The following is a 13,261-nucleotide window of genomic DNA, read 5'->3' as shown; positions in this document are numbered from 1 at the left end:
GGAACGGTTAAGCGGAGAAACGGCGCGTTTTGATTCCGTCGGCGTGCGGGTGTATGACGCGCGCCTTCCGCACATCGCCGGAACCCACCATTCGCATGCGCGCGGCCCCCGGGCCGACCGCAGGGTCGTCATGTCCGCAGTCCAGCCCGTCCCGTCCGTCGCGTCTTCGGCCCTGGTCCTGTTCTCGGGCGGGCAGGACAGCGCGACCTGCCTGGCCTGGGCGCTGAACCGGTACGCGCGCGTCGAGACGGTCGGCTTCGACTACGGCCAGCGGCACGCGGTGGAGATGCGGGCGCGGCTGACGGTGCGCGAACGGATGGCGGAGATGAACGCGGACTGGGCCGCGCGTCTGGGGCCCGACCATGTGGTCGACCTGACCGGCTATGGCCGCATCGCCGAGAGCGCCCTGACCGCCGAGCGCGAGATCGAGATGGGCGAGCGCGGCCTGCCGACCACCTTCGTGCCGGGGCGCAATCTGGTGTTCCTGACCTGCGCCGCGGCGCTGGCGGACCGGCGCGGGCTGGACGTGCTGGTCGGCGGCATGTGCGAGACGGACTTCTCGGGTTATCCCGACTGCCGTCGCGACACGATCGACGCCATGGAGCGGGCGCTGTCGCTGGGGCTGGACAAGCCGGTGGTCATCGAGACGCCGCTGATGCGCCTGACCAAGGCCGACACCTGGGCGCTGGCGCACCAGCTGGGCGGCGAGGTCCTGGTGCGGCTGATCGTGGAGGACAGTCACACCTGCTACCACGGCGAGCGCGGCGAGCTGCACGCCTGGGGCCACGGCTGCGGCGAGTGCCCGGCATGCGAACTGCGGGCCAGGGGCTGGGCCGAATGGGAGGCGCGGCCATGACCTATGCGGTCAAGGAGTGCTTCCTGACGATGCAGGGCGAGGGCGGTCAGGCTGGCCGCGCGGCCGTATTCCTGCGGTTCGCGGGCTGCAATCTGTGGAACGGGCTTGAGCGGGATCGGGCGGGCGCGATCTGCGACTTTTGCGACACGGACTTCGTCGGCACGGACGGCGACGGGGGGGGCAAGTTCGCGGACGCCCCGGCGCTGGCCGATCACGTCGCGGCGCGCTGGATCGGCGGGGAGGGGGATCGGCTGGTCGTCTGCACGGGCGGCGAGCCGCTGCTGCAGCTGGACGCCGCGCTGATCGACGCCCTGCATGCGCGGAGGTTCGCCGTCGCGGTGGAGACCAACGGGACGGTGGCGACGCCCGAAGGGATCGACTGGATCTGCGTCAGCCCCAAGGCGGACGCGCCCGTGGTCCAGACCTCCGGCCAGGAGCTGAAGCTGGTCTTCCCCCAACCCAAGGCCATGCCCGACCGGTTCGAGAGCCTCGAGTTCGAGCGGTTCTGGCTGCAGCCCATGGACGGGCCGGATCAGGCCGCGAACACGGCGGCGGCCGTGGAGTATTGTCTGCGACACCCGCGCTGGCGCCTGAGCGTCCAGACGCACAAGTACATCGGCGTGAGATGACCCGCGTTTACGAAGTCACCAAGGCCGCGCATTTCGACGCGGCGCACCACTTCCCGCATGGACCCGAGGGCAGCCCGCACCGGCGCGTGCACGGCCATTCGTTCCGGGTGGAGGCCAGCGTGCGCGGCGTGCCGGGCGGCGAAATGGGCTTCGTGGTCGACCTGACCAGGCTGGAGGCGTCGCTGAAGGCGGCGGCGGCCGAGCTGGATCACGGCCTGCTGAACGAGCATCCGGGGCTGGAGACGCCCAGCCTGGAGGCCCTCTGCGCCTGGTTCGCCGACCGCCTGGCGCCGGAGTTCCCAGGCCTGGCGAAGGTCACCGTCCTGCGGCCCACCATCGGCGAGCGGTGCGAGCTGACGGTTCAGATCGGTCGATAATCCGGCCGTCACATTCCGGCGATATCCGGTTTCGCCGACAGGTGGTATGGCGATTCTCGCTCCGTGCGAAGGACGCCGATGACCGACCATTCCACCATTCTGCCGGTGTGTGCGCCGATCGCGCACTTCTTGGAGTTCTTCTGCAGCCATGGCGCGCCAGCGAACCGGGACGCGGATCGCCCCGTGAGCGTGATCGTCAATCATGGCTATGCGCTCGGCTTTTCACCCGCCCGCCTGCAGCCGGTGTGGGCGGCCTATCAGGTCAGCGCGGCCAAGCGCGACGTGGACTATGAGAGACCGGAGTTCTTCCTGGACGACCCGCGCATTCCGACGGAGTGCCGGATCGGCACGGGCGGGTTCGGCAAGCTGAACGGCACGCCATACGACCGCGGACACATGGTGCCGAACTTCGCCATCAACACCCAGTTCGGCCGGGTCGCGCAGTTCGAAACCTTCTTCATGTCCAACATCTTCCCCCAACAGGCGTCGACGAACCGCGGGGCGTGGCAGAGGCTGGAGAAGGCCGTGGTCGGCGCCTATGCGCCGCTGCGCAAGCAGGTCTGGGCCATGGTCGGACCGATCTTCGGGGACGATCCGCCGGTCGTGACCCGGAGAAACGGGCTGAAGGCGCCGGTGCCCGAGGCCTTCTTCCTGATCCTGGCCGATCCCGAGCGCTATCCGTTCGACGATCCGGACAATCTGTCGATCCTGGCGTTGCGCATGCCGCAGACTTGGGGGAGCGCGCCGTTCAGCGACGCTCTGATCACGACCTTGCCGGAGCTCGAAGCGGCGACCGGCCTGACCTTCTTTCCGAGGCTGAGCGCCCGGGACAAGCAGAAGTTAGTGACCCAGACCAGTCCGATCATGTGGCCGCTGGAGGCCATCGCGCGTGAGCCGCGCGACCCTACGCCGCCGCCGGGCTGAGGTCGATCAGCAGTCGCGCCCGGACGCCCGCCGCTGTTCGCAGCGCCGCTGTTCGCGCTCGTGCTCGCGTTGCTCGCGCTCGCGCTTGGCCTTCGTCTCCTCATCGGAGGTGGTGACGGCGTCGACGCTCGCGCCGACGACCGCGCCGGTCACCTTGGCCGCACCCCCGACGACGGCCGCGCCGGTCCCGATCACGGCGCCGACGAGGCAGCCCTGGAGCATCAGCGAACCGCCCAGCATGGCGGCTAGGGCGGCGGCCCGCGCGGCGGTCTTCATGCTCATTCTCCCTACAGCGGCCTATCTAGCCGCGACATGGTGAACGGACGATGACCTGTGAAGCGGGCCACCTCAAGGCGACCAGGCGCCGTCGACTTTCGCCCCCCGGGACGTCGCCGGCGGGCGCGGCCATCAGGGGGTGTTAGGCTCCGCAGGCACGTCGTCGCCTGTCGTGGACGAAACGTCTTCGACGTCGTCTTCGGACCGGACGGCCATCCGGGACTGAAATTCCGTTTCGACCGGCGGTTCCACGGCTTGAGAGGGCTCAAGCGGCGGAGCTCCAGGGATTTCCAAGGCGTACAGGTAGGTGAGGTTGCACCGGGAAACCGACCCGTTTCGCCACTCGGCCGGCCGCACGGCGGCCAGCCGTTCCGGGTTCACCACAAGCATTTCCTGCGCCGGCGCCAACGCCATGTCGGGCCCCAGCACCTCGCCGGCGATGTCGAAGGTGCCCATGAACACCGTTTCGCCGGGGCCGATGCGGACGGATGGCGATCCTAGACAGAAGTCCAGCGTGTTCATGCGTGACTCGATGCGGTAGTCGCCAGGGCGCACGGCCACCGCGATCAAGGCCTCCCTGCGCTCTCGCGAGGATCCCTTGAACATGGTCCACCTCACTCCGGCATAGAAACCGGAGACGCCGGACATGCTTGTGTCGCCGGGCCAGGACCGGTGGCGATTTATCTGAAAGCCTTCACCGTTGGTTCTTCCGGTGCCCACGACCTTGACGACCAGGACCGCGGCGTCGGGGGGCAGCGCGGCCAACTGCTCCGGTGTCAGCGAATCCGAAGTGAGCCGAACACCGGAGATCGCGCTCGGGACCGGCGCCCAGCCTCCGCGCGGCGTGCGGCCAAGATCGACCGATCGCACGCTGAACTGTCTTTGCTGGCGCCCACCGGGCAAGGCTCCCCAGACTGTGTCGCCCCGGGCGCCCTCGTTTTCGAACGTCCTGACGATCCAGCCGTGCGGGGTTTCCATGCCGATCCACGGCGCGATGCGTTCCGCCACGGCCTCCCGGTTGAGACGGTTCATCTGGCCGCTCTCCTGACGACTCACGGCCACCACGCGCCAACCGGTCGCGACCATGCAGTTTTCCATGTTCGCCTGAAAGCGCGCCCGGTCTTCCGCCCCTGCGATGGCGGCGCTGAAGGCTCCCTCAACCAGACCGGCCGGAACGAAGGGCGACCCCGAAGCCTGAGGCATGCCGCGAGCATGCGCCGCGCACATCAGCACAGCGTCGTCGTGCTCCTCGACCGTCGCCCCCGGTCGGTTGAAATAGGTTCCGGCCTCAGTCGGCCTCGTGAGGTCGTCCTTGCGCTGCGCCGCGCTAGGCGTCGCTAGAATCGTCCAGAAAAGGCAGGCCAGTCCGGCCGCAGCCAGCGTCGTCTTCGGCATCTAATCCCCCAACCGTTTCCCGCATACTCATGGGAAACGGGCGGTTGGGGAAGCGCAACTTGCGGCCGGCCGAGGCCCGGTCAGAGGCTGTCGACCATCACCAGTTCGGCGTCGGCCCTTGCGCGGATGGTGACGGTCGGCTCGTCCTTGATGCCGGCGCCGTCGCGGGCGTTCAGGGCGATTCCGTTCAAATCCACCTCGCCGACGGCCGGGACCAGATAGGCGCGGCGACCGTCCGACAGGTCGTAGGTGAGGCTTTCGCCGGCCTTCAGCGTGGCGGCGAGCACCTTGGCGTCTGCATTGATGTGCAAGGCGCCGTCGGCCGGGTCGCCCGAAGCCACCACGGTGAACCGGCCCGAGCGGTCGGCCTTGGGGAACTCCCGCTGGCCCCAGCCCGGCGCGGCGCCCGGTCGATCGGTCTCGATCCAGATCTGGAACAGCGTCGTCAGCTCGTCCTCCAGATTGAACTCCGCGTGGCGCACGCCCGTGCCTGCGCTCATGACCTGGACGTCGCCCGCGCCGGTGCGCCCCTGGTTGCCCAGAGAGTCCTGGTGGGTGATCGCGCCGGTCCGGACGTAGGTGATGATCTCCATGTCGCGGTGGGGATGGGGCGGAAAGCCCGACTTGGCCGCGATCTCGTCGTCGTTCCAGACGCGCAGGCGACCCCAGCTCATGCGCGCCGGGTCGTGGTAATCGGCGAAGGAGAAGTGGTGCCGGGCCTTGAGCCAGCCGTGATCGGCCCCGCCCAGGGTCTCGAAGCGTCGAACGTCGATCATGTCGTCCTCCAGAAGGTGTGGCGCGATGCGCGCCGTTTGAGGCCGATATAGGAAACAGTGTCAGTTACGAAAAGGGGGCGCCTGTCGTGCACTATGTGGACTCCGTGCACTTTCCGAAAAAAACGAGTGCACGGAGTGCACGGAGTGCACTTCGGCGTCATCCGCACGTGGCGCCGCACAATCCCGAGCAGTTTGGCACGGGATCGAGCGGCCGTCGGAAAGTGTCGATCCGTTTGCATCAAGTTACTGAATTCCACGGCTCTCTCATTCGAAGTCGTGACGACTCCGCGTCGGGTGACCCGCCCGGCCGCGCATGGTAGAGAGCGCCCGGTTTCCGAGGTTCCGATGACTCGTCCGTCTCCGGCCCTGATCGCGGCCGCCCTGTTGACGTCGGCTGTGGCGGCGTCGTCGGCCCGGGCGCAGGTTCTGGCCGACGCCGCCACGCATGCCCCGCCCCAGCATTACCTGATCACTCTTCCGCCGACGCCCGTCGCGGAAGTGGCGGAGGTGGTTCTGGGGCAGACGCTGGGCATCCCATACAAGATCGACGCCGACGTGAAGGGGGAGATGACCTTCAAGGTCGACGGGCCGCACACGCCTCAGGAACTGGCGCGGGAGTTCGGCTATCGCCTGTGGAACGCCGACGTCGCCTTGATCGAACGGCCTTCGGACGGGCTGTGGCTGATCCCCGAAAGCGAGCTGCCGGCGGCGCTGGCGGCGGGGGCGACGGTGGTCAGCCCGCTGGCGAACATGCCCGCGCGACCCATGCCGGCCGCGACAGGCTCGACGGTCGCCGCAGTCTCCAAGGACGAGGCGCCGATGGGCTTCGACGGGTCGTGGCTGGCGTGGCTGGCCGCAGGCTGGGCGGCGGGGGCGGCCAGCGCCTTCGCATGGCTGAAGCGCCGGACCGCGCGTGAGGAGCGACCCGTCGCCTTGCTGACCTGGCGGTCGCCGCGAGACCCTGAAGTGGATCTGGCCGTGACGCCGAGCGCGGAGTCCCCGCCGGACGACGACCTGGTCATCCCGACGTTCGACAAGCCTGCGGGATCCGGTCCGCTCTGAGATTTCCGAACGCCGCGCATCATTTCTTGCGCGGGGCTCGTTGCTTCTCCGACCCACAGGGAGGAGTGCACGTGTCCAATCTTGATTCCATGCTCGAAGCTTTCGACAAACGCCAGCAGAAGCGGGAGGAACGCCGCCGACTGTTCAAGATGGGCGGCGGCTTCTGCGTCGGCGCCGCGGCCGGGGCCGTGCTCAGCGCCTGCGGCAGCTCCGCCGGCGACGCCGTGGCCCAGAACCCGCCGCCCACGGGCGATTCCGACGCGAACGTTCTGAACTTCGCCCTGAATCTCGAGTATCTCGAGGCCCAGTTCTACTATTTCGCCTCGTACGGCATGGGGCTTCCCAACGCCGACCTGACCGGCACAGGCACCCAGGGCGCCTTGAGCGCGGGCGGCGCGGGCGCCGTGCCGTTCGTCGATCCCGTGATCCGCAACTATGCGCGCGAGATCGCCAACGACGAGGCCGCCCACGTGCGCTTCCTGCGCAGCGCCCTGGGCAGCGCGGCGGTGGCCCAGCCGGCCATCGACATCGGCGTGGGACCCAACAGCGCCTTCTCCAACGCCGCGCGAGCGGCCGGGCTGATCGGGCCGGGCGCCACGTTCAATCCCTATGCCGACGAGAACAGCTTCCTGCTGGGGGCCTACATCTTCGAGGACGTGGGCGTCACGGCCTACAAGGGAGCGGCGCCGCTGATCAACAACCGCACCTTCCTGGAGGCGGCGGCCGGCATCCTGGCGGCCGAGGCGTATCACGCCGGCCTGGTGCGCACCGTGCTGTATGCGCGTGGCGTGGCCATCCCCAGCCTGCGCACGTCGGCCGACGCCATCTCCAACGCGCGCGACAGCCTGGACGGTCCCAGCGACATCGACCAGGGCATCAGCGGCACGGCGACCGAGTCCAACATCGTCCCGCTGGACTCCAACGGCATCGCCTACAGCCGCACCACCGGGCAGGTGCTGAACATCGTCTATCTGACGGCGGCGGTGGCCACCGGCGGCGGCTTCTTCCCCAGCGGCGTCAACGGCGTGATCCGCAGCAGCGCGGGCTGACCGACGCGAAGCCCGGTCGAGCGAGGGCCCCGGAGCTTCGGCTCCGGGGCCTTTTCGATGAGTCTCCGGCCAGCTTGGTCCACCGGCCATGAGCAAGGCCCCGGGAGCAGTCTCCCGGGGCCCATCGGCTTCGCCGTCGTGACCTTCAGTAGCGGACAACCATGCCGATGCGCAGGGCGTTGACGGTGAACTCGTCGCTGCTGCGGATGATGTCGGTGCCGGTGGAGTTCGGCGCGAGGATGAAGGGGTTGGTGGCCGGCGCGGCGCCGCGGCCGACGCGGATCACGAAGGGGTCGTCGGCGTCCAGCTCAGTGCGGACATACTCGCCCACGAGACTGAGGTTCGGCGCCAGGCGCCACTCCAGCCCACCGCCGTACTGAACGCCGTCCAGATCCTGCTCGTCCGGATTCAGGGCCGTGAAGGAGTTGACCGAGTTGGTGGTGAAGAAGCGATTGTCGATCGATCCCCTGGCCACGCCGCCGGTTCCATAGACCAGAACCGGACCGACGACGTAGCCGAGGCGCAGGCGCGCCGCAGTCAAGTCGTGGAGGCTGCGTTTGAAGCTGTAGCCGGCCGGCGTCGAGCTGAACCCGGTGACGCTGTCCTCGGCGCTCGTGCCGCCGACCTCGACGACGGCGCCGACGACCCAGCCGCCCCATTGGACGTCGTAGCCGACGCGGACGGCGCCCTCGTAACCCTCCTTGTCGTCGTCGCAGCCGCCGGCGGCCGAGTTGGTGAGGCCCTGACCGCCGCAGAATCCGGGAGAGAAGGCGTCGGCGCCGCCTGACGTGGTCACCGTCTCTCCGAACGTACCGTCCAGATTGCGGTCGAACAGCAGGACTTCGCCCTCCTCATCGTCGGCGTCGAGGGCGCCGCCGAGCAGGCCGACGGAAAAGCCGGTCCAGTCGTCCATCGACTGGGCGCGGGCTACCCCTGCACATGTGCAGGTCAAAGCAGCTGCGACCGCGACCGCCAGAACGTGTTTCATGACTACCCTCCTGCCGAACGGATCGCGGCACTGGGTGCAACGCGGCGGGACCGCCGAATGATGCAGGCGTTCGGCGGTATGCGTGAACGGCGGCGCACCGCGGCCGTCGTACGGCGAACGGAAAACGTCCAAGCTTGGCCGCAACCGCTGGGCGCATCGTCGCGTATCTCCGTCAAATCGCGGCGAAGGCGGGTTCAGGTGACGGCATTTCAAACCGAGTTTCTGGCCCTGGCGCCCATGGTTCGCGCCTATGCGATGATCGTGACGCACGGCCGAGCCAGCGCCGCCGACGATCTGGCGCAGGACACCCTGGAGCTCGCGTGGCGCGCCAGGGACCAGTTTCAGCCGGGAACGAGCATGAAGGCCTGGATGTTCACGATCCTGCGCAACGCCCGCCACAGCCAGTGGCGGCGCACCCGCCGCGAGCTCGAAGACCCGGAAGGCACGCACGCCGCCGGTCGGAGCTGTGAGGCGATCCAGGAATGGCATGCCCAGTTTTCAGACCTGCTGGACGCGGTCAACCGTCTGGACGCCGACTCACGCCTGGCGCTTCTGCTCGTCACCATGGGCCTGACCTACGAGGAGACCGCTCAAGCCTGCGGCAGTCCCCTGCGCACGGTGCAGAGCCGCGTCCGGCGCGCGCGGCTGCGCCTGGCGGAAACGACGATGCACGCAGAGCCGCAGACGACGGCGGCGTGTGCACGGCGCGAGCAGGCTCCGGCCGTCACGGAAGCCGTGGCCTGACGCCGGACGCCTGGATCAATCCGATCAGAAAATGTGCGGCACCTGCGGCGGGAGGCGGGGCTGGACGGTTTCACCGGGGGCCAGGCGGCGGTCGCGGTCGACGTCGTCTTCGCCGCGCAGGCGGTCGTAGTTCTCCTGCGAGTTCTGCCGCACGTCCTCGGGTTCGCGCAGGATGGTCACGCGCAGGAAGACGAACAGAGTGCGGCGGGTCGAGGTTTCGCTGCGTGAGCGGAACAGACCGCCGATGCCGGGGATGTCGGCGAGCAGGGGCACGCGGCTCTCACGGTATCGGCGGTCGTCGCTGATCAGGCCGCCCAGGGTGATGACTTCGCGGTTGTCGGCCAGGACGGTGGTCGTGACGCTGCGCCGGTCGGTGATCAGGTCGGCGGCCCCGGCGATGTTGGTCGGCGCCAGGGACGACACCTCCTGCGTCACTTCCAGTCGGACGACGTCGCCGTCCAGGATACGCGGCGTGACCTTCAGGGTGACGCCCACGTCCTCTCGCTGGATCGTGGTGAAGGGGTTGGTGCTGTTTCCATCGGTGGCGAAGGAGCCGGTGCGGAAGGGCACGTTCTGGCCGGCGACGATCTCCGCGTCCTCGTTGTCCAGCACGGTGACGCTGGGCGTCGACAGCAGGTTGGCGTAGGTCGAGCGCGACAACGCCTGAAGCAGGATGCCGAAGTCGCCGTCGCTGCCGGCCGCCAGGGTCAGGCCTTCCGACAGGGCGCCGGCCCCCGGAACGCCAAGCACCTGAAGCACCGTCGAAAGAGGCACGCCCGCCTGGGTGAAGGAGGTGCCGCCGATCACGCCGGTTTCGGGCACGGCGCCGCCCGTGGCCAGCTGGATGCCCAGCTGCTCGCCCAGTTCGCCGGTGATCTCCACGATGGCGGCTTCGATGACGACCTGGGGCCGGCGCACGTCAAGCTGCAGGATCAGGTCCTCGACCACCGCGACCGACTGGGGCGTACCGCGCAGGACGATGGCGTTCAGTTCGCTGACCGACTGGACGGCCAGGCCGGGGAAGGCGAAGCCGACCCCAGGCGAACGCGCCGGGCGGGCGGACGACGCTTCGCCTCCGGCCGCCGCCGCCGCGGAGGCGGGATCGACCCCCGCGTCGGCGCGGAGGCTCTGGGTCACGGGATTGGTGGCGTCGGGCCCGCCTTCGCCCATCAGGCCCCGCACGACCTCGACGACGCTTTCCGCGTCGCCGAAGCGCAGGCGGACGACGCGCGTGACGGGCGCGGCGCCGCCCGGGCGATCAAGGGCCGCGGCGACGGTGCGGGCCTGGGCCACGTCTTGGGCCGTGCCGGTGACCAGGACGGTGTTGCTGCGGCCGTCGGCGGCGATGCGAAGGCCGCCCGCTTCCTGGCCGTACAGGTCGCGCAGAACCTGGGCCACGTCCTCGGCCGAGGCATGCTCCAGCGACAGGCTTTCGAAGGCCGAACCGCCGCCGCCGTCCAGGGCTTGGGCCACCTGGGCGATGCGGGCGACGTTGTCTGCATAGTCGGTGACGACGATGGCGTTGGGCTCGGTGATCGCCTCCAGCGAGCCGAACTGGGCCACCAGAGGACGCAGGGCGCGCGCCGCCTGGTCTGACGGCAGGTTGCGCAGGCGGATCAGGCGGGTGACGACCTGCTGCTCGGAGCCGGCGGACTGGCCGGCGCTGTTCTGGATGACGGTCGACTGCGGCACCACGCGCCAGACCCGGCCGCTGCGGACGACGCCGAAGCCGTTGGTGCGCAGAACGCTCTGGAACAGATCCCAGACGCCGTCGGCGTTCAGCGGCTGGGCCGAGACGACGGTGACCACGCCCGTGACGCTGGGATCCAGAACGATGGTGCGGCCGGTGATGCGCGCCACCTGTTCGGCCACGTCGCGGATGTCGACGCCGCGCATGTTGACGACGACCTCGCCCTGCACCGGTTGGGTCTGAGCCTGAGCCGCGCCGGGGGCGACGCAGGCGACGCCGATCAGGAGGACGGCGAGGCAGGCCTGGAGAAATCTTCGCACGGTCGACGCCTATCTGAGGGGGACGGTGAGGGAGAGGGTGCGGCCGTCGCGGACGACCTCGATGCGCAGGCGGCCCGAGGCGGCGGCGGAGGCGAACAGGTCGCGGTCGGCGTCGGGGTCGCCCAGCGCCTGGCCGTTGACGCTGCGGATCACGTCGCCGGGACGCAGGCCGGCGCGGAGGAGCTGGGGCGAGCTGTCGGCGCCGACCACGTAGCCTTGGCCCGTCGAGGTCATGCCCATGGATTCCAGGGCCTGCTGTCCGCCGGCGACGGCCCCGGCCGCAGCCTGGGCTTGGGGGGGGCGCTGGCGAGCGGCGGCGGCGGTGGCGACGGGGGACGCGGCGGCCAGCGCCGCCAGGCCCTCGGGCGACGGCGCGGGCGCCGAACTGACGGGGGCGGTCTGGGGGAGTGCCGCGGCTGGAGCGCCGGCCGCGGCCTCCGTCGGCTTCGGAAGATGAAGCGCCTCGCGTCGTCCGCCGACGTTCAGGATGACGCGCTCGGGCTCGATGGCCTCGATGACGGCCGAGCCGACCGGGTTTTCGCCGACGCCGAAAGGCTGCACCGGGCCCCCGCCGCTGGAGATCAGCGCCGTCGATCCGCCTGAGGCGGCGTAGATGACGCCGCGCAGGACCAGACCGAGGTTGGAGGCCGGCAGGCCGTCGCCCGTCGTGCCGGCGGTGAAGGGGTTCCAGGCCAGGACGGCGGCCAGTCCGCCGCCTTGTGCGCCGGAGACCGGGGTCAGGGCCGCGGGCGTCCAGACCTCGGAGCGACCGTCGTCCCAGCCGATCAGCCGCCAGGTCAGACGCGCCGCCGACAGGCCCAGGCTGACGACCACGATCAGGCCGACGACCCGCATCCAGAACACCGGCGAGCGCAGGAGGGCGGTCACGACGCGGCTCCCGCGTCGACGAAGCCCATCAGGCGCGTGGAGGGAGAGGGCGCGCCGGCGCGCGTCACCGTCACCTCGACCGCCTGGAGTTCGGGATCGGCTGTGGCGGAGCGGTCGGCGCGGACGATCCAGTCGTCGCCCATCATGCGGACGCGCTCGACCTCCGGCTCCCCGACGGCCATCTCGGCCAGGCGGTTCTCGGCGATCCACTGGGCCGTGATCCGGTCCTCCAGCCCGCGCACGCCGTCAACATGAGCCTGAAGCGCGACCAGAAGGCCTGTCGAAGCGACGGCCAGGACGAACAGGGCGACGATCGCCTCCATCAGGGAATAGCCGGAGCGCGCGCGCATCAGCCCCCCTCCGCGCCGAGGGGGACGACCTCTGCCGACAGGCCGTCGAAGGTGATGCGCCAGCCCTGGCGGCGGTCGCGCATTGTCATGACTACGGGCGCCTCCACGCCGTCCGGATCGACCGCAAGCCGCGCCTGCGGGGCCCAGAAGCGGACGTCGCGGGGCAGGTCGTGGCGGGCGCCCCAATCGCTTTCGGCCGCGCGGCCGTCGCTTTCGAAGCCGTAGCCCTTGGGATCCATGGCCAGGGTCACCGGCCGGCCGGCGATCAGGGCCTCGTCCGCGGCGAGGCGCAGGCGGTCGGCGAAACGGTTGGCCTCGACGCGAGCGGGGTCGCCGTCGGTGCGGACGCCCAGCACCAGCATGGCGGCGACGACGCCGATCACGGCCAGCACGACCAGAACCTCGACCAGGGTCAGGCCCGCCCGCGTCCGCAGCTTGCGCATCTGGGGGGCGACGCCACGCATCCGCCTAACGCGACTTGTCGGTCAGGTCGGCGTCCAGGCCCTCTCCGCCCTCCTCGCCGTCCTTGCCGTAGGAGATCAGGTCGAACGCCCCGGCCTGGCCGGGGCTGCGGTAGACGTAGTCGCGGCCCCAGGGGTCTCGCGGCATTTCGGTCAGATAGCCCTCAGCGCTCCAGTTGGCCGGGACGGGCGCGGCCGTCGGACGCTCGACGAGGGCGCCCAGGCCCTGTTCCGTCGTCGGATAGTCGCCGTTGTCGAGCCGGTACATGCGCAGGGCGGCGGCCACGGCCTTCAGATCCGACTTGGCCACGGTGACCCGAGCCTCGTCCGGGCGGCCGATGACGTTGGGCACGATCATGACGGCCACGACGGCGATGATGACCAGCACCACGATCATTTCCACGAGCGTCAGGCCCTGCCGGGCGCGACGCGGGCGGCGTCCGCGAAAAAACATGGAAGCTCACTGCTGGCGATGA

The 13,261-nt window shown here is 69.9% G+C and carries 16 protein-coding genes; 7 read left to right on the top strand and 9 right to left on the bottom strand.

The features are described 5' to 3' along the window. The first annotated feature begins 130 nt into the window (after positions 1 to 130). The 4 genes from queC (at position 131) to VGN45_RS02695 (ending at position 2,786) form a co-directional block, all read left to right on the top strand. Entirely contained in the window at positions 131 to 856 is a 726-nt protein-coding gene (gene queC / locus VGN45_RS02710; protein WP_327459268.1) for a 7-cyano-7-deazaguanine synthase QueC, read from the top strand. After that, on the top strand, positions 853 to 1,485 hold the full coding sequence (queE, locus tag VGN45_RS02705) for a 7-carboxy-7-deazaguanine synthase (protein ID WP_327459036.1): 633 nt from the start codon (positions 853 to 855) through the stop codon (positions 1,483 to 1,485). The genes queC and queE overlap by 4 nt, the downstream gene beginning before the upstream one ends. Then, positions 1,482 to 1,862, top strand: coding sequence for a 6-carboxytetrahydropterin synthase (locus VGN45_RS02700; RefSeq protein WP_327459032.1), 381 nt, complete (start codon positions 1,482 to 1,484; stop codon positions 1,860 to 1,862). Before queE ends, VGN45_RS02700 begins: the two co-directional genes overlap by 4 nt. 183 nt (positions 1,863 to 2,045) lie before the next feature. Further along, entirely contained in the window at positions 2,046 to 2,786 is a 741-nt protein-coding gene (locus VGN45_RS02695; RefSeq protein ID WP_327459030.1) for a DNA/RNA non-specific endonuclease, read from the top strand. Positions 2,787 to 2,792: 6 nt separating this feature from the next. On the opposite strand, the gene VGN45_RS02690 is transcribed toward VGN45_RS02695, so the two are convergent. The 3 genes from VGN45_RS02690 to VGN45_RS02680 all read right to left on the bottom strand — a co-directional run bounded on the left by VGN45_RS02690 (position 2,793) and on the right by VGN45_RS02680 (position 5,233). Then, positions 2,793 to 3,062 carry a hypothetical protein gene (locus VGN45_RS02690; protein WP_327459028.1) on the bottom strand — a complete coding sequence of 90 codons (270 nt, stop codon included), beginning with the start codon at positions 3,060 to 3,062 and terminating at the stop codon, positions 2,793 to 2,795. Positions 3,063 to 3,194: 132 nt separating this feature from the next. Continuing rightward, entirely contained in the window at positions 3,195 to 4,457 is a 1,263-nt protein-coding gene (locus tag VGN45_RS02685) for a hypothetical protein (RefSeq protein WP_327459026.1), read from the bottom strand. 80 nt (positions 4,458 to 4,537) lie between these two features. Continuing rightward, entirely contained in the window at positions 4,538 to 5,233 is a 696-nt protein-coding gene (locus VGN45_RS02680; RefSeq protein WP_327459024.1) for a pirin family protein, read from the bottom strand. A 345-nt stretch (positions 5,234 to 5,578) separates the two neighbouring features. On the opposite strand from VGN45_RS02680, the gene VGN45_RS02675 reads away from it, so the two are divergent. Continuing rightward, the gene (locus VGN45_RS02675) at positions 5,579 to 6,295 is read left to right on the top strand and encodes a hypothetical protein (RefSeq protein WP_327459022.1); all 717 of its coding nucleotides are present in this window, start codon (positions 5,579 to 5,581) and stop codon (positions 6,293 to 6,295) included. An 89-nt stretch (positions 6,296 to 6,384) separates the two neighbouring features. Next, positions 6,385 to 7,344 (top strand): ferritin-like domain-containing protein, encoded by a 960-nt coding sequence (locus VGN45_RS02670; protein WP_327459020.1) that lies wholly within the window; start codon positions 6,385 to 6,387, stop codon positions 7,342 to 7,344. 145 nt (positions 7,345 to 7,489) lie between these two features. Here VGN45_RS02670 and VGN45_RS02665 read toward each other — a convergent pair whose 3' ends face one another. Then, positions 7,490 to 8,332: an outer membrane protein gene (locus VGN45_RS02665; RefSeq protein WP_327459018.1), complete on the bottom strand. Its 843-nt coding sequence runs from the start codon at positions 8,330 to 8,332 to the stop codon at positions 7,490 to 7,492. A 198-nt stretch (positions 8,333 to 8,530) separates the two neighbouring features. Here VGN45_RS02665 and VGN45_RS02660 point away from each other — a divergent pair, with 198 nt between their 5' ends. Further along, the gene (locus VGN45_RS02660) at positions 8,531 to 9,076 is read left to right on the top strand and encodes a sigma-70 family RNA polymerase sigma factor (protein ID WP_327459017.1); all 546 of its coding nucleotides are present in this window, start codon (positions 8,531 to 8,533) and stop codon (positions 9,074 to 9,076) included. Positions 9,077 to 9,100: 24 nt separating this feature from the next. Here VGN45_RS02660 and gspD read toward each other — a convergent pair whose 3' ends face one another. Genes gspD through gspG form a run of 5 tightly spaced genes read right to left on the bottom strand, consistent with a single transcriptional unit; the run spans position 9,101 to position 13,239 of the window. Then, positions 9,101 to 11,086: a type II secretion system secretin GspD gene (gspD, locus tag VGN45_RS02655; RefSeq protein WP_327459015.1), complete on the bottom strand. Its 1,986-nt coding sequence runs from the start codon at positions 11,084 to 11,086 to the stop codon at positions 9,101 to 9,103. 9 nt (positions 11,087 to 11,095) lie between these two features. Then, complete coding sequence (locus tag VGN45_RS02650) at positions 11,096 to 11,974, bottom strand: type II secretion system protein N (protein ID WP_327459013.1); 879 nt, start codon at positions 11,972 to 11,974, stop codon at positions 11,096 to 11,098. Then, a complete protein-coding gene (gene gspI / locus VGN45_RS02645) occupies positions 11,971 to 12,324 on the bottom strand; it encodes a type II secretion system minor pseudopilin GspI (RefSeq protein ID WP_327459010.1) in 354 nt (117 codons plus the stop codon). Before gspI ends, VGN45_RS02650 begins: the two co-directional genes overlap by 4 nt. Next, on the bottom strand, positions 12,324 to 12,788 hold the full coding sequence (locus VGN45_RS02640; protein WP_327459008.1) for a GspH/FimT family pseudopilin: 465 nt from the start codon (positions 12,786 to 12,788) through the stop codon (positions 12,324 to 12,326). The genes gspI and VGN45_RS02640 overlap by 1 nt, the downstream gene beginning before the upstream one ends. 4 nt (positions 12,789 to 12,792) lie before the next feature. Beyond that, positions 12,793 to 13,239, bottom strand: coding sequence for a type II secretion system major pseudopilin GspG (gspG, locus tag VGN45_RS02635; protein ID WP_327459006.1), 447 nt, complete (start codon positions 13,237 to 13,239; stop codon positions 12,793 to 12,795). Positions 13,240 to 13,261: the final 22 nt, after the last annotated feature.

Source organism: Brevundimonas sp., from assembly GCF_035999125.1.
Lineage (GTDB): Bacteria > Pseudomonadota > Alphaproteobacteria > Caulobacterales > Caulobacteraceae > Brevundimonas.
Note: the sequence above shows the minus strand (reverse complement) of the source record. Positions and strands in the feature narration are given on the sequence as shown.